The organism is Pseudomonas pudica (assembly GCF_015680405.1).
Lineage (GTDB): Bacteria > Pseudomonadota > Gammaproteobacteria > Pseudomonadales > Pseudomonadaceae > Aquipseudomonas > Aquipseudomonas pudica.
Window position 1 is genome coordinate 16651 of the sequence record NZ_JADLJS010000030.1, and the last position, 18906, is coordinate 35556.

Here is an 18906-nt window from a genome sequence, read left to right on the forward strand (position 1 = left end):
GCTGCAAGATCTCCAGGCAAAAAAAAGGGGCGCCGACCAAGCGCCCCACAAGCCGTAAAGCACACAACTAATTCAGTTGGCGTCCAGCAGCGCCATCGCTTCCGCACTGCACGCTTCGATCCGCGCCCAGTCGCCGTTCTTGATCCAGCTGCTGTCGAGCATCCAGGTGCCACCAACGCACATCACATTGGGCAAGGCCATGTAGTTACGCACGTTGGCCGGGTTCACACCGCCCGTTGGGCAGAAACGAATATCGCCGAACGGGCCGCCAAAGGCCTTGATCGCCGCCACGCCGCCGCTGATCTCCGCCGGGAACAGCTTGAAGCGGCGGTAGCCCAGGGCGTAGCCCATCATGATTTCGGACGGTGTGCTGATGCCTGGCAGCAGCGGGATCTCGCTGTCCACACCAGCTTCGAGAATGTCCTGGGTAATGCCTGGCGTAACGACGAACTGCGCACCTGCAGCTTCAACGGCGGCGAACATGCCGCGATCGAGCACGGTGCCGGCACCGACACAAAGCTCCGGGCGCTGCTCGCGCAACACCTGGATGGCCTTCAGGCCATATTGCGAGCGCAAGGTCACTTCCAGGGTACGGATACCACCGGCGGCCAGGGCATCAGCCAGGGGCAGGATGTCTTCCTCACGGGCGATGGTGATCACCGGCAGAATGCGCGCCTTTTCGCAAATGGCGTCGATCCGTGCGGCTTTGTCGGCCATCGAGAGCTTGGGCTGTGGGCGTTCGAGGGTGGTCATGACTGTGGATCCTTGGCTCATGGGCACCAGTAGATGTCCAGGGGGTCGTGAAGAAAAGCGCGAATCGGCATTTCGGTAAGGTCGTTGCCAGCCAGCGCGGCGCGCAGGGTAGCGAGTTTGCCCTGCCCTTGTATGGACAGCGCGGTAAAGGCGGAGCTGACCAGCAGCGAACGGGTCATCGACAGGCGCTGGTGCGGTACGCTCGGTGCCAGCAAGGGCAGGCAGCGGCGAGGGTTGGCCAGGTCGAGGCCGGCCTCCAGGTTGGGGCTGGCGGGGAAAAGCGAAGCGGTATGGCCATCATCCCCCATGCCCAGCACCAGCACGTCGATCGGCGGCAGCTCGGCCAGGACCTCATCGGCCCTGCCCGCGGCGGCATCAAGGTTCTCTGCCTGCTGGTAAAGGCCAACGAAGCGGGCCTTGGCCGCCGAGCCCTTGAACAAGTGGCGGGCCAGCAGGCCGGCGTTGCTGTCGGCGTGCTCCACCGGCACCCAGCGCTCGTCGGCCAGGCTGACGGTGACCTTGGCCCAGTCGAGGTTTTCGCTGGCCAGCTTCTCGAGGAACGGCACCGGGCTGCGGCCGCCGGACAGCACCACGCAGGCCTGGCCCTTGGCAGCAATGGCCGCGCGCAGGCGCTCGGCCACGTCATGGGCCTGGGTTGCGGCCAGAGCCTTGGCATCCGCCAGCTCGTGTACCTTCACAGCCGCTGGCAGTTTCAGTTCAGATATCCCCATACCACGCCCTCCCATCGCGTGTGATCAGTGCAATCGAGCTCATCGGCCCCCAGGAGCCTGCCGCGTATGGCTTGGGCGCATCGCCCGCGTTACGCCAGCCGGCGATCAGCTGGTCGCACCACTTCCAGGCATACTCGATTTCGTCCTTGCGCACGAACAGGTTCTGGTTACCGCGCATCACTTCGAGCAAAAGCCGCTCGTAGGCATCCGGAATCCTTGCACTGCGCCAGGTATCGGAGAAATTCAGCTGCAACGGGCCGCTGCGCAGTTGCATGCCTTTGTCCAGGCCCTGCTCCTTGGTCATTACCCGCAAAGAGATGCCTTCGTCCGGTTGCAGGCGGATGATCAGCTTGTTACCGATCTGCAAACGCTGTTCCGGGGCGAAGATGTAGTGCGGCGTTTCCTTGAAGTGGATGACGATCTGCGACAGCTTCTGCGGCATGCGCTTGCCGGTACGCAGGTAGAACGGCACCCCCGACCAGCGCCAGTTGCGGATGTCGGCACGCAGGGCGACGAAGGTTTCGGTGTCGCTCTGGGCGTTGGCGTTGTCTTCTTCAAGATAACCGGGCACCGGCTTGCCATCGCTGTAGCCGGCGATGTACTGGCCGCGCACCACACGGGTGCTCAGCCCTTCGCCCGTGATCGGTGCCAGGGCCTTGAGTACCTTGACCTTCTCGTCACGGATGGCATCGGCCGACAGTTCGCTGGGCGGGTCCATGGCGATCAGGCACAGCAGCTGCAGCAGGTGGTTCTGGATCATGTCGCGCAGCTGGCCGGCCTTGTCGAAGTAGCCCCAGCGGCCTTCGATACCAACCTTCTCGGCGACCGTGATCTCCACATGGGAGATGGAATTCTGGTTCCACTGGGTTTCGAACAGGCTGTTGGCGAAACGCAGGGCGATCAGGTTCTGCACCGTTTCCTTGCCCAGATAGTGGTCGATGCGATAGACCCGGCTCTCAGGGAAGAACCGCGCCACGGCATCGTTGACCCGGCGCGACGACTCCAGGTCGTGGCCAATGGGCTTCTCCAGCACCACTCGGGTGCGTGCGGCCAGCCCGACCTTGTCGAGGTTTTCGCAGATGGCCCCATACACCGCCGCAGCGGTGGCGAAGTAGGCGATCAGCGGCAGCTCGGCCGGCAATTGCTCAGCCAAGGCCTGGTAGCCCTCGGGCTGGAGAAAGTCCAGGTGCTGGTAACTCAGCCTGGCGAGGAAGCGGCCCAGCGCGGCGGGCTCGATATCGGCCTCGGGTACATGCCGGCGCAGGTGCGCTTCGATGCTGTCCAGGTGGCTCTGCGCGCTACCGGCCTCGCGGGCCAGCGCCAGCAGGCGGGTTTCCGGGTGCAACAGGTTGGCCCGGTCGAGCTGGTAGAGCGCAGGAAACAGCTTGCGCAATGCCAGGTCGCCGAGGGCGCCAAACAGGGCAAAGGTGCAAGGTTCGACACTGATCGCAGCCATGATGTTGGTTCTTTCCTAAAGTTGGTCTAGGAATACCGCTTTCACATACGGTTTTCAAGGGATAATGTAGTAAAAACCACAACATTACACGCAAGTGTTACAGACAAGTGGTACGTCAACCGCGCCGACAGTACGATAGACGACCGTGCAAAAAGCCTGCTGCTCCAACAGCCGGCTGTCTTCCCGACCCAAGGACACACCCATGGACCGCGTGCGAAACCTCCTGGAACAAATCCAGGGCCGCCTCGACGAGCTGAACAAGGCCGAACGCAAAGTCGCCGAAGTCATCCTGCTCAACCCGCAACAAGCAACCCGTTTCAGCATCGCTGCGCTGGCTCAGGCGGCCAAGGTCAGCGAACCTACCGTCAACCGCTTCTGCCGCTCGTTCGGCGTCAGCGGCTACCCCGAGCTCAAGCTGCAGCTGGCGCAGAGCCTGGCCAGCGGCGCCGCCTACGTCAGCCGCGCGGTGGAGGCTGACGATGACCCGGCCGCCTACACCCAGAAGATCTTCGCCAGTGCCATCGCCTCGCTCGACAGCGCCTGCCAGCAGCTCGACCCGCAGCAGGTCAGCCGTGCCGTGGACATGATGATCCAGGCCCGGCAGATCCACTTCTTCGGCCTGGGCGCCTCGGCCCCGGTGGCGCTGGACGCCCAGCACAAGTTCTTCCGCTTCAACCTGGCAGTGTCGGCCCACGCCGACGTGCTGATGCAGCGCATGCTGGCCTCGGTGGCGCACACCGGCGACCTGTTCGTGATCATTTCCTACACCGGACGCACCCGCGAACTGGTCGAGGTGGCCCGCCTGGCCCGGGAAAACGGCGCCTCGGTGCTGGGCCTGACCGCTGCCGGTTCGCCACTGGCCAATGCCTGCAGCCTTAGCCTGCACATTCCGCTGCCGGAAGACACCGACATCTACATGCCGATGACCTCACGGATCATCCAGCTGACCGTGCTCGATGTGCTGGCTACCGGCATGACCCTGCGGCGCGGCGTGGATTTCCAGCCGCACCTGCGCAAGATCAAGGAAAGCCTCAACGCCAGCCGCTATCCGATCGAGGACGACGAGCTCAACTGAGCCGGTGCGCCTGCAGGCGCAGGTGGGCACGCTGCCCCGGCGCCAGGCTCAAGCCCTCGCCGCTGCCGCTGGCGGCCTCGACACAGATGAAACGCTGGCATTCGCGCCCGGTCACGCCCATCAACGGGCGATTGCCTGGGTGCCAGACCACCGTGTCGTCGCTGTCACCGGTATCGATGCAAAGTTCGCGCTGCCAGGCCGGGTCCTGCAATTGCACCCGCGGCGTGCCGGGGTAGACCTTCTGGCAGCCGCCCTTGAGTTTCAGCGCGCCATCTTCACGGCAGGCCTGACGGTTCAGGCGGTCGTAGCCTTCGATATCCTCGAGCCCGGACAGCGCTATCTCGGACACGTCACTGATGCGCCAGTAGGCCAGCAGGGCATGGCTCAGCTGGCATGGTTCGCTGTCCTGGTGCTCGGTGCTAAGGCTCAGCTCCATGCGGCTACCCAGCCGGGCATGCAGGTCGACCTGCCAGTCGCACAGGTCCAGCCGCCATTTCAGGGTTACCCCCTCCTCGTCCTCGCGGCTGTCCACCAGCTTCCAGTCGAGCAGCCGCGCCCAGCCATGGGCCGGCCACAAGTCCTCGCTGGGGTGGCGGCCATACCATGGCCAGCACACCGGCACACCACCGCGGATCGCCCCCACCTGGGGCCACTGCTCGGCGCACCACAGCCAGGGCCGTTCACCCGCTGGTTGAAAATGCAGCAGTTGCGCACCCTGGCGGCTGAACACCGCCTGGCAACGGGGATGGTCGATGATCAGCACATCGCGCTGCTGGTAACGCTCCCACTCGAATGTCGGCCGGGGCCGCTGCGAGGTAAAGAAGCGATGGAGCGGATGTTCGGGCATGGTTCAGAGCTCTTGTTGTTTGAGATAGCGCTGTCTCGGCCTATCCCCGACAACCACTGGAGGCCAGTGGGTGCCGGGTACCGAAGTGGATTGGCGTAAATTTACAACAATTGCTCTCAGAATGACGACTGAATCTTCAATCCCGCGACCAGCGCGTTGTCCACCTCATCGACCCCGCCGGGGCTCTTGATGTACTGCAGGTTGGGCCGCACGGTCAGCCAGTTGGTGACGTGGAAGCCGTAGTAGAGCTCGGCGTTGTACTCGGTACGCTGCAGCGGCACGAAGCCTGGGTTGTCGTAATCGCTGATGCCGCTCTGGGCGTTGAGCAGTTCGGCGCGTTTCTTCACGTCGTCGTTCACATGAATGCGCGCCACGCCGAAGCCGATGTCGTCCTTGGGCCGGGCGTCGAAGGCGCCTTTGTAGACCAACCCCAGCTGCTGGTAGTTGTCGACCACGTTGGTGGCCTGGTCGTGCACGGTGAAGTTGGCGAACAGGCTCAGGCCACGGTTCACGTCGCCGCCATGGGCGGTGACCTGCTGCTGCGCCACCACCCACCAGCCATGCTTGCTTGAGTGCGACTTGAAGGCTTCGCCCGTCAGCGCCTGCGGGTTGCCGTTGACGTCATCGAACACATCGTCGGCCTTGGCCGTGCTGTAGTAGTAACCCAGGCGGTACTCGCCCGGCAGGCCGTTGACCTTGGGTGACCACACCGCTTCCACCGGCAGGATCGCACCCTTCGTACCGCTGCCGCTGAGCTTGAAGCCGTTTCCGGTTTCCAGGTTGGAAGGGTTCTGCTCGAAGGCGCCGACCTGGACGAAGAATTCCGGGGTGATGTTGTATTTCACCCGCAGCGCCCACTGGCTGACCGGCCAGTTGTACCAGATGCCGCCGACCCAGTTGCCCACCTGCGAGCCGCAGAAAGCCAGGTTCTGGAAGTCGCAGGGGAAGCTGTTGAAGTCCTCGCCCTCGCCGAAGCGGCCAAATTTGACGTCCAGTGCGCCGTCGAAGTACTTCTGCTTGATCCACATCTGGGTCAGCCGCCAGGTCTGGCCACGGCCCCACACTTCCTGCACCGAGCTGAACTGCCCGGCGCGCGGATCGCTGATACGGTCGTTGGACAGGTTGCGGCCGCTGCGCTCGGTGATCGCCAGCTTGAACTCGGCGTCGTGCCAGCCGAAGATTTTCTGCAGGTCCAGGTGCGCACCGAGGGCAAACTGGTCGCTATAGCGCGCGGTCTTGTCGTCGTTGTAGCCGCCGTGCAAGTTGCCAGCCGCCTCACCGACATAATCAAGGGTGAAGTCATAGCCCTTTTCCAGCAGCTCGGTGCGGGTGCCGCCCCAGTCGCCGGTCATCCACTTCGATTCGCTGGAAAAAGCCTCGGCAGCCTGCGCGCCGCTGCCAGCGGCCATCGCCAGCGGTGCGAGCAAGGCGAGCGAACCTAATGTCCTGATGCGTTTGCGCTGTTCCATCCCTTTGCGTCCTCTTGTTCTTATTTGACGGTGTAGACGAGTTATCGGCCTTTGAAGTGCGCCACATTGTCCTTCATGGCCGTGGCAGTAGTGGCCAGGTGCAGGCGCTCGCCGCTGGCAGCGTCGAACAGCAGCACCCGGGCCGGGTCGAATTGCAGGTTCAGGCTGTCGCCGACCCGGCACGCCACATCCGGCGCCAGGCGGCAGCAGACCTTGGTCTGGTTCAGGGTGACGAACACCAGCAGGTCCGGCCCGGTGGGCTCGGTCACCTGCACCTCGGCGCGAATGCCGGGCAGGCCATTGCCCTCGGCTGCACCCAGGGCAATCTGCTCGGGGCGGATGCCCAGGATGATTTCGCGGCCATCCAGCTCGTCAGCGGCTACCCCCAGAGGCAGTTCGCAACGCGCCTGGCCGCTGTCGAGCAAGGCCAGCAGGCGCCCGTCCTGTTGCGTGAGGCGCACCGGGATGAAGTTCATCGGTGGCGAACCGATGAAGCTGGCGACGAACTGGTTGGCCGGATCGTTGTAGATCTGCTGCGGGGTGCCGAACTGCTGGATGATGCCGTCCTTCATCACCGCCACCTTGTCGCCCAGGGTCATGGCCTCGATCTGGTCATGGGTGACGTACACGGTGGTGGTCTTGAGGCGCTGGTGCATCAATTTCATTTCGGTACGCATCTCGACGCGCAGCTTGGCATCGAGGTTGGACAGCGGTTCATCGAACAGGTAGATCTTCGGCCGCCGCGCCAGCGCCCGGCCCATGGCCACGCGCTGCTGCTGGCCACCGGACAGCTGCGCCGGCTTGCGCGCCAGCAAGTGCTCGATCTGCAACAGCTTGGCCACCCTCGCCACTTCTTCGTCGATGGCGGCCTGGGGCAGCTTGCGGATCTTCAGGCCGAACTCGATGTTCTCGCGCACGCTCATGGTCGGGTACAGCGCGTAGGACTGGAACACCATGGCGATGTCGCGGTCCTTGGGGCTCATGCCGCTGACGTCCTGCTGGTCGATGAGAATCGCACCGCCGGTGATCTGCTCCAGCCCGGCGATGCAGTTCATCAAGGTCGACTTGCCGCAGCCCGACGGGCCGACCAGGATCAGGAACTCGCCATCCTTGATCGACAGCTGGATGTCCTTGAGGGTGTCCGGCAAGCCGCTGCCGTAGGTCTTGTTCACATTGCGAAGTTCGAGCGTTGCCATGACTTACCCCTTTACCGCGCCAGCAGTCAGCCCGCGGACGAAATATTTGCCTGCCACCACGTAGACCAGCAGGGTTGGCAGGCCGGCGATCATCGCCGCTGCCATGTCGACGTTGTATTCCTTGGCCCCGGTGCTGGTGTTGACCAGGTTGTTCAGGGCCACGGTAATCGGTTGCGAATCGCCGCTGGAGAACACCACGCCGAACAGAAAGTCGTTCCATATCTGGGTGAACTGCCAGATCAGGCAGACCATGATGATTGGCGTGGACATCGGCAGGATGATGCGGCGGAAAATGGTGAAGAACCCGGCACCGTCCAGGCGCGCAGCCTTGACCAGCGCATCGGGGATGCTCACGTAGAAGTTGCGGAAGAACAGCGTTGTGAAGGCCAGGCCGTAGACCACGTGCACCAGTACCAGGCCGGTGGTGGTGCTGGCCAGGCCAAGCTTGCCGAGGGTGAACGAGGCCGGCAGCAGTACGGTCTGGAACGGCAGGAAGCAGCCGAACAGCAGCAGGCCGAAGAACAGCTGCGAACCGCGGAAGCGCCACATCGACAGCACATAGCCGTTCAGCGCGCCGATGGCGGTGGAGATGAGCACCGCTGGCACGGTGATCATGATCGAGTTCCAGAAATAACCGCTGACCGTGCCCCAGGCCTTGACCCAACCGATGCCGGTAATTACCGCCGGCCAGCTCAGCAGGTTGCCGGTGCTGATGTCTTCCGGGGTCTTGAAGCTGGTCAGCAGCATCACCACCAGCGGCACCAGGTACAGCAGCACCGCCAGTAACAGCACCGCGTGGATGGCGATGCGGCTCGGGCTCGGCACTGCTTTGTCGAGAGGGCTATGCATGGCGTTTGCTCCGCAACTCCGAGTACAGGTAAGGCACGAGGATCGCCAGGATCGCCCCGAGCATCAGGATGGCGCTGGCCGAGCCCATGCCCATCTGGCCGCGGCTGAAGGTGAATGAATACATGAACATCGCGGGCAGGTCGGACGAGTAGCCTGGGCCACCGGCAGTCATGGCCGCCACCAGGTCGAAGCTCTTGATGGCAATGTGCGCGAGGATCATCAGCGAACTGAAGAACACCGGGCGCAGGCTGGGCAGCACCACGCGCCAGTAGATTCGCGGCAGGCTGGCACCGTCGATCTGAGCGGCACGGATGATCGACGGGTCGACGCCACGCAGGCCGGCAAGGAACATCGCCATGATGAAGCCCGAGGCCTGCCACACGGCGGCGATCACCAGGCAGTACACCACCCGGTCTGGATCGATCAGCCAGTCAAGGCGAAAGCCCTCCCAGCCCCAGTCACGCAGCAGCTTGTCCAGGCCCATGCCGGGGTTGAGCAGCCACTTCCAGGCGGTGCCGGTGACGATCATCGACAGCGCCATGGGGTACAGGTAGATGGTGCGGATGAAACCTTCGCGACGGATGCGCTGGTCCAGCAGGACCGCCAGCACTACACCGATGACCAGGCTGATGGCGATGAACAGGCCGCCGAACAGCAGCAGGTTCTTGCTTGCCACCCACCAGCGATCGTTGTCGAACAGCCGGGCGTACTGCGCCAGGCCGGCCCATTTGTAGGTCGGCAGGAAGGTCGAGGTGGTGAAGGACAGGACGAAAGTCCAGAGGATGTAGCCGTAGAAGCCCACCAGGACGATGAACATGCTCGGCGCCAGCACCAGCTTGGGCAGCCAGCGCTGTAACGCGTCCAGGGGTGAGGCCCGCAGTTGGGCGGTTGCTGTGGTCATGGTTCACCTCAAAGGCGCCGCACTCCCCTGCAGGAGCGGCCTTGTGTCGCGATGGGCTGCGCAGCAGCCCCAACGGACTCAAGGTCGATACCTACCTGAAAGATCGAGTGCGCAGGTTATGGGGCTGCTGCGCAGCCCATCGCGACACAAGGCCGCTCCTACAACGGATTCGCGTCAGCCTTACTGGGCAGCCTTGATCGCCGCCGCCAGCTTCTTCGCCGCATCGGCCGGGTCGGCCTTGGGGTCGTTGATGTAGTTGGTCACCACATCGAAGAACGCGCCCTGCACGGCCAGCGTGGTGGCCATGTTGTGCGCCATGCTCGGCTGCAGGCCGCCATTTTTGGCATCGGCCAGGAAGTCCTTGGCGGAGGTCTGCGCGCAGACGTCGAAGTCATACTTGCCCATGTCGGCAAGCATGTCGTTGCGCACCGGGATCGACCCCTTGTTGCTGCTGAAGACCTTCTGGAAGTCCTCGCCCAGCACCTTGCGGGCAATATCCTGCTGCCCGGCAGACGTGCCGGCGTCGTTCTGCTTGAACACCACCAGCGAGTCGATGTTGTACAGGAACGCCTTGTCGGTGCCGGGGAATGGCACGCACTGGTAGTCCTTGCCGGCGGTTTTCTTCGCCAGGGTCCATTCGCTCTTGGCCCAGTCGCCCATGATCTGCATGCCGGCCTTGCCGTTTATGACCTTGGCCGCTTCCAGGTTCCAATCCTGGCCTTTGCCATCCGGGTCCATGTAGCTGGCGACCTTTTTCAGTTCGGTCAGCGCCTTGACCATCTGCGGGCCGGTCAGGGCTGTGCTGTCAAGGTCGACCAGGGCCTTCTTGTAGCCATCGGCCCCCATCACCGCCAGCACCACGCTTTCGAACACGGTGCTGTCCTGCCACGGCTGGCCGCCGTGGGCGAGCGGGATGAAGCCGGCGGCCTTGAGCTTGTCGGCAGCGGCGTAGAATTCGTCGAGGGTGGCTGGCGCCTTGTCGACGCCGGCCTTCTTGAAGACTTCGGGGTTGATCCACAGCCAGTTGATACGGTGGATGTTCACCGGTACGGCGACATAGTCACCGTCATACTTGACGGTATCGGCGACTTTCTTGTCGAGCAGTGAGTCCCACTTTTCTTTCTTGGCCACATCCTTGAGTACATCGGCGTCGAGCAGGCCGGTGGCCGCCCAGTCCTGGATGTCCGGACCCTTGATCTGCGCGACACCCGGCGGGTTGCCGGCAACGGCGCGGCTCTTGAGCACGGTCATGGCGGTGGCACCACCACCACCGGCAACGGCACCGTCCTTCCAGGTGAAACCATCTTTTTCGACCTGGGCCTTGAGCACATCGACCGCCGCTTTTTCACCACCAGAGGTCCACCAGTGCACCACCTCGACACTGCCTTTGGATTCGGCAGCCAGGGCATTGAATGGAAGCAAGGAGGCCAGGGAGATGGCGGCAGCGAGACGGAGCGTGGAATTCATCGAAGCACCTTTCTTGTTGTTATGCCGTGCAAGTCGATCGCTTGCGTTGCATGAAGTCTAAACAGCGTGCTCGCCTCGCCAGGTAACGAAGCGATGCGTGAATGTCATCGTTTGGTTACATTGCCGGCCAAGCTGCTGGCCAGGCTGGGTGCCAGTGGCAAGCCCGGCAGCAGCAGCGCCTGGTAGGCATGGTAGAGGTCGGGCTTGCCTGGCCAGATGGTCGCGGCCGGCTGGTTGCGCGTATCGAGTTCGTGGTGCCAGCTGCCAGCGCCATGGTCGATGAAATGGTTGACGATGAAGTCCCAGCAACGGCGGTACCACTGCTCGTAGTGCGCCTCGCCCGTGCGCTGCAACAGGGCCGCGGCGGCGGCGCAGGCTTCGGCATGCACCCAGTGCAGGCGTGCGCGCACCACCGGGCGATCGGCCCAGTCCAGGGTGTAGACAAAACCGGGCGCGCCATCGACGTTCCAGGCCTGCTGGCAGGCTGTATCGAACAATGCACGGGCACAGTCTGGCAGCCACTGCGGGGCATGCAGGCCGGCCTGTTCCAGGCTGGCTTCCAGATGCAACAGCAACCGCGCCCACTCCAAGGCATGCCCGGGGGTGGAGCCATAAGGCCGGAAGTGGTCTGCCGGGTACGCCTGGTTGTAGTGCGGCAGCGGCTGCCAGAGGGCGTCGAAATGCTCGATGACCCGGTAGCCGTTGGCGGCGGCATGGGTATGGATGATGCGTTCGGCGATGCGCAAGGCGCGTTGCAGCCACAGGTTGTCACCAGTTACGTCTGCCAGGGCCAGAAAGGCCTCGACCGCATGCATGTTGCTGTTGGCACCACGGTACTGCTCGGGCAACTGCCAGGCGCGGGAGAAGGCTTCCCGCAGGGCACCCTCCTCTTCGCTCCAGAAATGCGCTTCGACCACCTGCACCGCGCCTGCCAGCAAGGCTGGTGCACCGCAAGCACCTGCCATCACCGCCGAGCTGGCGGCCAGGGCGACAAAGGCATGCAGGTAAGCCGCCTTGCCGCTGTCGTCATGGCCTCCGGGGTGGGCGAACCAGCCGCCGTAGGTGGCATCCTGCAGCGCGCCAAGCAGGGCGGCAACACCGTGTTCGGCATAGGGCAGGTAGCCAGGCAGGCCCTGCAGGTGGGCCAGGGCGAAACAGTGAGTCATGCGGGCGGTGATCAGGGTTTCGGCGCGGGCACCGGGGGCAAGCAGGCCTGCGGCGTCGAGGCTACCGAAGCCATCGGGCAGTTTCGAAGCCGTGGCGAAGGCCAGCAGGCGCTGCCCTTCGGCCATGCGCCAGGCGGTGTGGGCCGGGGCGTCGAGCCAGCGGGTGGAAGGCAGGTTGTAGGTGCTCAAGGGCCAGCTTGATCCTTGCCAGTCGTCTGCGAATTCTAGTGAGCGGGCCTGGATGGGAATGTCACCAAGGAAGGTGGATTTGTCACCAGTCAGTGACATTTGTGCTGCCTGTGCCGACCTCTTCGCGGGTAAACCCGCCCCCACAAGTTTTTGCATTAGCCTCGGAGCCTGTATGGACCTGTGAGGTCTTTGTGGGAGCGGGTTTACCCGCGAAGGGGCCGGTACAGGCAATACAACCCTTCAGTCCATGCCCCGCGGCAGGTACAAGGTCACCCGCAACCCGCCCTCACGCAGGTTCAGCAAGCTCACCTCCCCGCCATGGCTATGGGCAATGTTGCGCGCAATCCCCAACCCCAGCCCGTACCCCTGCTGTTGCCCGGCCAGACGGAAGTGCGGCTCGAACACCTGCTCCAACTGCTGCTGCGGCACCCCCGGCCCCTGGTCATCCACTTGCAGGACAAACCCCTCGGCACTGTCGATGATGCGCAGCCGCGCTCGCTCGCCGTACTTGATGGCGTTGTCGATCAGGTTGCCGATGCAGCGCCGCAACGCCAGCGGTTTGCCCGGGTATGGCGCCAGCGCCCGGCCTTCGAGCGTTATGCGGCCATCGCCCAGGTACGGCTCGGCCAGGATTTCCAGCACCTGGTTGAGGTCGACCGGCTCGATGTTCTCGTGGATGTCGGTGTCCTTCACGCACTGCAATGCACCTTTGACAAGTAGCTCCAGCTCGTCCAGGTCCTGGCTGAACTTGGCCTGTAGGCGCTCGTCCTCCAGCAGCTCGACGCGCAGGCGCAAGCGGGTGATCGGCGTGCGCAGGTCGTGGGAGATGGCACTGAACAGCTGGCTACGCTCGGTCAGGTAGCGGCTGATGCGCTCGCGCATGCTGTTGAATGCACGCCCCACCTCGACCACCTCGCTGCCACCACCTTCGGCCACCGGTGCCACATCGGCGCCCAGTGACATCTCTCGGGCAGCCCGCGCCAGGCGCTTGAGCGGCCAGCTTTGCCAGTGCACCAGCAAGCCGATGAACAGCAGCAGCAGGACCGTGGTCAACACGATGAAGCCAATCTGCTGGCGCGGCAGGCGCTCGGCCTCCAGGCTGGTGTAGGGCTCGGGCAGCAGCGAGGCGATGTACAGCCACTCACCCTCACCCAGGCGGATCTGGGTTACCAGCACCGGCGGGTTGAGTGGCTCGAGTGTCAGCGAGTAATGCGCCCAGGAGCGTGGCAGTTCGTCGAGCTTCAGGCCGCTGTTGAAGATACGCAGGTCGTCGGGCCCGACGAACTCGACGGAAATTTCCATCTGCGAACCCAGGCGCTCATGCAGCACCTGCTGGAACACATCGATCACCGTCTGCTTGCGCGGGGTAACGGGCAGTAGCGGCATGTCCAGCGGCTTGGCGTTGAGCGACACGAAAAAGCGTGTACCGCCCATGCTGCGCAACTGGTCGAGGACCATCGGCCGATAGGCCACTGGCAACGAGCGGAAGTAGCTGACGCTGGCACTCATCGAATGAGCCAGGCTGCTGGCGCTGGCACGCAGGCCCTGCAACTGACTGGCGCGCAGTTGGGCAACCCAGATGACGCTCGACAAACCCTGGGCAAGCAGCACCACCAGCAGGGTCAGCAACAGCATGCGCCCCAGTAGCGAGCGCGGCAGCAGTCGCCAGCGCCGCTCAGGGCGCATTGCAGACATGGGCAGCCAACAGGTAGCCGCTGCCGCGTACGGTGCGGATCAGCCGGGGTGGTTTGTCGGTATCGCGCAGGCGCTGGCGCAGACGGCTGACCGCCATGTCGACGATGCGGTCCAGCGGCATCGGCTCGCGACCACGAGTGGCGTTGCCGATGGTATCGCGGTCGAGGATCTGCTGTGGGTGGTCGAGGAACAGCTTGAGCAGGGCGAAGTCGGCGCCAGAGAGAATCACTTCCTCACCGTCGCGATGGAACAGGCGGTGGCTGACCGTGTCCAGGCGCCAGTCGTCGAAGGCCAGCACCGCACCGCCCGGCGCCGCCTGGCCGAACTCGGCGCGACGCAGCAGGGCCTTGATCCGCGCTTGCAGTTCGCGGGGGCTGAACGGCTTGCCCAGGTAGTCGTCGGCGCCCAACTCCAGGCCGATGACCCGGTCGGTTTCGTCGGAGCTGGCGGTGAGCATGATGATCGGTACCCGTGCCAGGCGCGGGTGCTGGCGTACCCAGCGGCACAGGCTGAAGCCGTCTTCGTCGGGCAGCATGACATCGAGGATGACCAGGTCGCAGGGGGTGGATTCCAGCGCGCGGCGAAAGCCCTTGCCGTCGGCTTCGGCATGCACCTGGAAGCCGGAGCGGCTCAGGTAGGTTTGCAGCAGCTCGCGGATTTCCTGGTCGTCGTCGACCATCAGGATCGATTTGCCGGCAGTGCTCAAGGTAGTCCTTCCTCTTGTTGATTGCAGGTCTTTTTGCCTGCTGTCGGGTGTTGCTTTCTGGGGCTGCTTCGCAACCCATCGCCGGCAAGCCAGGCTCCCACAGTTATTGCACAGCCCTAGGCTTGAAGCGATCGGTATGGGAGCTGGCTTGCCGGCGATTGGGTCGCGCAGTGGCCTACCTATCCGTGATCCAGCGCCTGCTGCAAAGCCACCCCGGCCCCCAGCAACCCGGAAAACTCCGCCGTCACCAGCCAAACCGGTACGCCAGCGAAATAACCACTCATGCAGCCCTTGTCGGAAAAACTCGCGGCGAACCCGCTGCGCAGGAACAGCTCGGCAAACCGCGGGATCACGCCGCCGACAATATAGACCCCTCCCCGCGCGCCCAGCGTCAGAACATTGTTACCCGCCACTCGGCCAAGGAAACGGCAGAACTGTTCGATCACCGCCAGCGCCCGTGGTTCGCCGGCCAGCGCAGCATCGGTGATTTGCGCCGGGGTCTTGTGTCGGGGTATGTCAGCGTCCAGTTCACAGATTGCTTGGTACAGGCGCAGCAGACCACCGCCACTGAGCACGGTTTCGGCGCTGACGTGGCCGATCTGGGCGTGAATCTGTTGGTGAATCGCTGCTTCGCGGGCATTACCCACCGGCAGGTCGACGTGCCCGCCCTCGCCCGGCAAGGCACACCAACGTTCCCCCACTCGCAAGAGGGAGCCGACACCCAAACCGGTACCCGGACCGATGACCAACGCCGGACGCGCAAGATCGGCCTGGCCTGGACACACTTCGCGAAACTCGCCATCGCGCAGGCGGGTCATGCCCAGCGCCATGGCGGTGAAGTCATTGATCAGCAGCAGCTGCTCGATCTGCAGTCGCTGGCAGAATGCCAGACGGCTCAGGCGCCAATGGTTGTTGGTGAAACGGAACTCGTCGCCATTGACCGGCCCGGCCACCGCCAGGCAGGCAGCAGTCACGCCGCCGCGGGGAATGCCCAGGCCTTCAAGGTAAGCCTCGATGGCCTGTTCCGGGCTGGTGTAGTCCTCGGTGGCGAAGACCTTCACTTCATGCAGCTGGTTGTCACGCCACAACGCAAAACGGGCATTGGTGCCGCCGATGTCGCCAACCAGCAGGTCCTTCATTTGAGGTTCTCCAGGGCCGAGGTGAAGGCACTGGCGCCCTGCTCTGCCGGGCTGAACGCCATGCGCATGAAGCCGAACAGCTCGCGCCCGCAGCCCAGGTCGTTGCCCTGTGGCGCTGGCGGCAGATCGCGGCTGGCCAGTTCTTCGGCCGACACCATTACCCGCAGCGTGCCTTCGACACCATCGACCCGCACAATATCACCATCGCGCACTCGTGCCAGCGGGCCGCCGTCATAAGCCTCGGGGCAAACATGAATGGCCGCCGGGATCTTGCCCGAAGCACCGGACATGCGTCCGTCGGTAACCAGCGCCACCTTGAAGCCACGGTCCTGCAGCACGCCGAGGAACGGTGTGAGCTTGTGCAGCTCCGGCATGCCGTTGCAGCGCGGGCCCTGGAAGCGCACCACGGCGACGAAGTCACGCTCCAGCTCGCCTGCCTTGAACGCATCGGCCAGCGACTGCTGATCTTGGAACACCCGCGCTGGCGCCTCGACCACCTGGTGCTCAGGGGCGACAGCGGACACCTTCATCACGCCGCGGCCGAGGTTGCCCTCCATCACCCGCAGGCCGCCTTCGGCCGAGAACGGCCGCGCGACCGGGCGCAGGATGCTTTCGTCCAGGCTGTGCTGCGGCCCTTCGCGCCACACCAGCTTGCCGTTGTCGAGGAACGGCTCCTGGGTGTAGCGGCGCAGGCCATGGCCGGCCACTGTGTTGACATCTTCGTGCAGCAGCCCGGCATCGAGCAGCTCGCGGATAAGGAAGGCCATGCCGCCCGCGGCCTGGAAGTGATTGATGTCGGCCTTGCCGTTGGGGTAGACGTGGGACAAGGTCGGCACCACCTCGGACAGGTCGGCCATGTCCTGCCAGGTCAGCTGGATACCGGCGGCCTGGGCAATCGCCGGGATGTGCAGGGTATGGTTGGTCGAGCCGCCGGTGGCGTGCAGGGCGACGATGGAGTTGACCAGCGCCTTCTCGTCGACGATTTCACCCAGCGGCATGAAGTTGCCGCTGGCTTTGGTCATGCGCGTGACCTGCTGCGCGGCCTCGGCGGTGAGCGCGTCGCGCAGCGGCGTGTACGGGTTGACGAACGAGGCGCCCGGAAGGTGCAGGCCCATCACTTCCATCACCAGCTGGTTGGTGTTGGCAGTGCCGTAGAAGGTACAGGTGCCAGGGCTGTGGTAGGACTTCATCTCCGAATCCAGCAGCTCTTCGCGGCTGGCCTTGCCTTCGGCATAACGCTGGCGCACATCGGCCTTCTGCTTGTTGGAAATGCCGGAGACCATCGGCCCGCCCGGGACGAAAATGGTCGGCAGGTGACCAAAGCGCAGTGCGCCCATCATCAAACCAGGGACGATCTTGTCGCAGATGCCCAGCATCAGCGCGGCGTCGAACATGTTGTGCGACAGGGCCACGGCGGTGGACATGGCGATCACTTCGCGGCTGGCGATGGCCAGCTCCATGCCCGGCTCGCCCTGAGTCACGCCATCGCACATGGCCGGCACGCCACCGGCGAACTGGCCGACCGAACCGACATCGCGCAGGGCCTGCTTGATCTGCTCGGGGAAGTGCTGGTAGGGCTGGTGCGCCGAAAGCATGTCGTTGTAGGCCGAGACGATGGCCACGTTGGCCGCGTTCATCAGGCGCAGGGTCTGCTTGTCGTCGCTGCCGCAACCAGCCACGCCATGGGCGAAGTTGGCGCACTGCAGGCTGGCACGCATGGGGCCGTCACTGGCCGCGCCGCGAATCAGTTGCAGGTAGCGTTCGCGGGTGGCACGGCTACGTTCGACCAGCCGCTGGGTGACCTCAAGGATGCGCGGATGCATGTACTGGACTCCAGGCTAATTGTAAGGGCGGTTTACCGGGCATTTCCCCTCCAAACGATTGCGGCCTAGGCTCAAGGTAGAGGAGCCCGCTGCATCGGTGGAGGCACGTCGCCCAACCACTTGTTGTATGTTTAAACAAAATACTGCCACTAAAAAGGCTTGTTTTCTATCGGCAGGTGAATAATCTTGTAATTCCAACAACAAAACCGTTTCAGTGAAGCTCCTTTGTGCCACAGGTTTCACTCGGACTGCCAGAGGTACTGCCATGACCCTACGCATCGCCATCAATGGATTCGGCCGCATCGGGCGCAACGTCCTGCGCGCACTGTATACCCAAGGCTACCGCCAGGACCTGCAGGTCGTCGCTATCAACGACCTGGGCGACAGCGCCATGAATGCCCACCTGCTCAAGTACGACAGCGTGCACGGCACCTTCGACTCCAGCGTCGAGGCCGACCACGAAAGCCTCACGGTCAATGGTGACCGCATCGCGGTCAGCGCCATCCGCAACCCGGCCGAACTGCCCTGGAAGGCCGAAGCGATCGACGTGGTGTTCGAATGCACCGGGCTGTTCACCGAGCGCGCCAAGGCCGCCGCGCACCTGGCTGCGGGGGCTGGCAAGGTGATCGTCTCGGCACCGGCCAAAGGCGCCGATGCCACCGTGGTGTACGGGGTCAACCACGACATCCTGCGGGCCTCGCACCAGATCATTTCCAATGCCTCGTGCACCACCAACTGCCTGGCACCGATTGCCCAGGTGCTGCACCGCGAGTTCGGCATCGAACAGGGACTGATGACCACCATCCATGCCTACACCAACGACCAGGTGCTGACCGATGTGTACCACGGCGACCCGTTCCGTGCGCGCTCGGCGACCCAGTCGATGATCCCGAGCAAGACCGGCGCCGCCGAGGCCGTGGGCCTGGTGCTGCCGGAGCTGGCCGGCAAGCTGACCGGCATGGCAGTAAGGGTACCGGTGATCAACGTGTCGCTGGTTGACCTCACAGTCAACCTCAAGCGCGAGGCCACGGCCGAGCAGGTCAACCAGTTGTTCCTCGAGGCCAGCAAGCATTCCAGGGTATTGGGCTACAACGCCTTGCCGCTGGTTTCCTGCGATTTCAACCACAACCCGCTGTCGTCGATCTTCGATGCCAACCATACCCGGGCCAACGGGCGCATGCTCAAGGTGCTGGCCTGGTATGACAACGAGTGGGGGTTCTCCAACCGCATGCTGGATAACTGCCTGGCGTTGTGCCGCGCCGGCTGAGCATGACACGGCATTTCTACCGCCTGAGAGATCGAGCGCCGCCCGCGCGGCGCTCGATCTCTCAGGCGCTGATAATGCCGCAGCGAGCGCCTCTGCGCCCAATACTCACAATCTTTACCCTTTCCTAACATTTCCAGGCTTGACCTTCGAGGAGGATGATAAGCATTATCATTAACC

16 protein-coding genes are annotated in these 18906 nt (G+C 63.8%); 2 read left to right on the forward strand and 14 right to left on the reverse strand.

The genetic code is table 11. The annotated features are described in order from the left end of the window. Positions 1 to 72 precede the first annotated feature (72 nt). Genes IRZ77_RS19000 through zwf form a run of 3 tightly spaced genes read right to left on the reverse strand, consistent with a single transcriptional unit; the run spans position 73 to position 2940 of the window. On the reverse strand, positions 73 to 753 hold the full coding sequence (locus IRZ77_RS19000; protein ID WP_025337874.1) for a bifunctional 4-hydroxy-2-oxoglutarate aldolase/2-dehydro-3-deoxy-phosphogluconate aldolase: 681 nt from the start codon (positions 751 to 753) through the stop codon (positions 73 to 75). Positions 754 to 770: 17 nt separating this feature from the next. Beyond that, complete coding sequence (pgl, locus tag IRZ77_RS19005) at positions 771 to 1484, reverse strand: 6-phosphogluconolactonase (protein ID WP_135001599.1); 714 nt, start codon at positions 1482 to 1484, stop codon at positions 771 to 773. Further along, positions 1471 to 2940 carry a glucose-6-phosphate dehydrogenase gene (gene zwf, locus IRZ77_RS19010; RefSeq protein WP_196174122.1) on the reverse strand — a complete coding sequence of 490 codons (1470 nt, stop codon included), beginning with the start codon at positions 2938 to 2940 and terminating at the stop codon, positions 1471 to 1473. The genes pgl and zwf overlap by 14 nt, the downstream gene beginning before the upstream one ends. 211 nt (positions 2941 to 3151) lie before the next feature. Between zwf and hexR the strand changes: the two genes are divergently transcribed. Beyond that, a complete protein-coding gene (gene hexR, locus IRZ77_RS19015; protein ID WP_169774905.1) occupies positions 3152 to 4015 on the forward strand; it encodes a DNA-binding transcriptional regulator HexR in 864 nt (287 codons plus the stop codon). On the opposite strand, the gene IRZ77_RS19020 is transcribed toward hexR, so the two are convergent. The 11 genes from IRZ77_RS19020 to edd all read right to left on the reverse strand — a co-directional run bounded on the left by IRZ77_RS19020 (position 4008) and on the right by edd (position 17462). Beyond that, a complete protein-coding gene (locus tag IRZ77_RS19020) occupies positions 4008 to 4862 on the reverse strand; it encodes a D-hexose-6-phosphate mutarotase (RefSeq protein ID WP_046617125.1) in 855 nt (284 codons plus the stop codon). The genes hexR and IRZ77_RS19020 overlap by 8 nt on opposite strands. Positions 4863 to 4978: 116 nt before the next feature. Continuing rightward, positions 4979 to 6271: a carbohydrate porin gene (locus IRZ77_RS19025; protein ID WP_230385668.1), complete on the reverse strand. Its 1293-nt coding sequence runs from the start codon at positions 6269 to 6271 to the stop codon at positions 4979 to 4981. Positions 6272 to 6372: 101 nt separating this feature from the next. Beyond that, positions 6373 to 7527 (reverse strand): ABC transporter ATP-binding protein, encoded by a 1155-nt coding sequence (locus IRZ77_RS19030; RefSeq protein WP_085600578.1) that lies wholly within the window; start codon positions 7525 to 7527, stop codon positions 6373 to 6375. Positions 7528 to 7530: 3 nt separating this feature from the next. After that, positions 7531 to 8376, reverse strand: coding sequence for a carbohydrate ABC transporter permease (locus tag IRZ77_RS19035; protein ID WP_046617128.1), 846 nt, complete (start codon positions 8374 to 8376; stop codon positions 7531 to 7533). Beyond that, positions 8369 to 9277: a carbohydrate ABC transporter permease gene (locus IRZ77_RS19040; RefSeq protein ID WP_025337868.1), complete on the reverse strand. Its 909-nt coding sequence runs from the start codon at positions 9275 to 9277 to the stop codon at positions 8369 to 8371. Before IRZ77_RS19040 ends, IRZ77_RS19035 begins: the two co-directional genes overlap by 8 nt. 180 nt (positions 9278 to 9457) lie before the next feature. Continuing rightward, entirely contained in the window at positions 9458 to 10744 is a 1287-nt protein-coding gene (locus tag IRZ77_RS19045) for an ABC transporter substrate-binding protein (RefSeq protein WP_046617130.1), read from the reverse strand. A 104-nt stretch (positions 10745 to 10848) separates the two neighbouring features. Next, a complete protein-coding gene (locus IRZ77_RS19050) occupies positions 10849 to 12099 on the reverse strand; it encodes a D-mannose isomerase (RefSeq protein ID WP_196174124.1) in 1251 nt (416 codons plus the stop codon). A 240-nt stretch (positions 12100 to 12339) separates the two neighbouring features. Next, complete coding sequence (locus tag IRZ77_RS19055) at positions 12340 to 13794, reverse strand: ATP-binding protein (RefSeq protein ID WP_196174127.1); 1455 nt, start codon at positions 13792 to 13794, stop codon at positions 12340 to 12342. Continuing rightward, a complete protein-coding gene (gene gltR, locus IRZ77_RS19060) occupies positions 13775 to 14500 on the reverse strand; it encodes a two-component system response regulator GltR (protein ID WP_046617133.1) in 726 nt (241 codons plus the stop codon). Before gltR ends, IRZ77_RS19055 begins: the two co-directional genes overlap by 20 nt. A gap of 179 nt (positions 14501 to 14679) precedes the next feature. Continuing rightward, positions 14680 to 15639: a glucokinase gene (locus IRZ77_RS19065; RefSeq protein WP_085600585.1), complete on the reverse strand. Its 960-nt coding sequence runs from the start codon at positions 15637 to 15639 to the stop codon at positions 14680 to 14682. Continuing rightward, positions 15636 to 17462, reverse strand: coding sequence for a phosphogluconate dehydratase (gene edd / locus IRZ77_RS19070; RefSeq protein ID WP_046616960.1), 1827 nt, complete (start codon positions 17460 to 17462; stop codon positions 15636 to 15638). Before edd ends, IRZ77_RS19065 begins: the two co-directional genes overlap by 4 nt. A 265-nt stretch (positions 17463 to 17727) precedes the next feature. On the opposite strand from edd, the gene gap reads away from it, so the two are divergent. Further along, the gene (gene gap / locus IRZ77_RS19075; protein ID WP_196174129.1) at positions 17728 to 18729 is read left to right on the forward strand and encodes a type I glyceraldehyde-3-phosphate dehydrogenase; all 1002 of its coding nucleotides are present in this window, start codon (positions 17728 to 17730) and stop codon (positions 18727 to 18729) included. Positions 18730 to 18906: the final 177 nt, after the last annotated feature.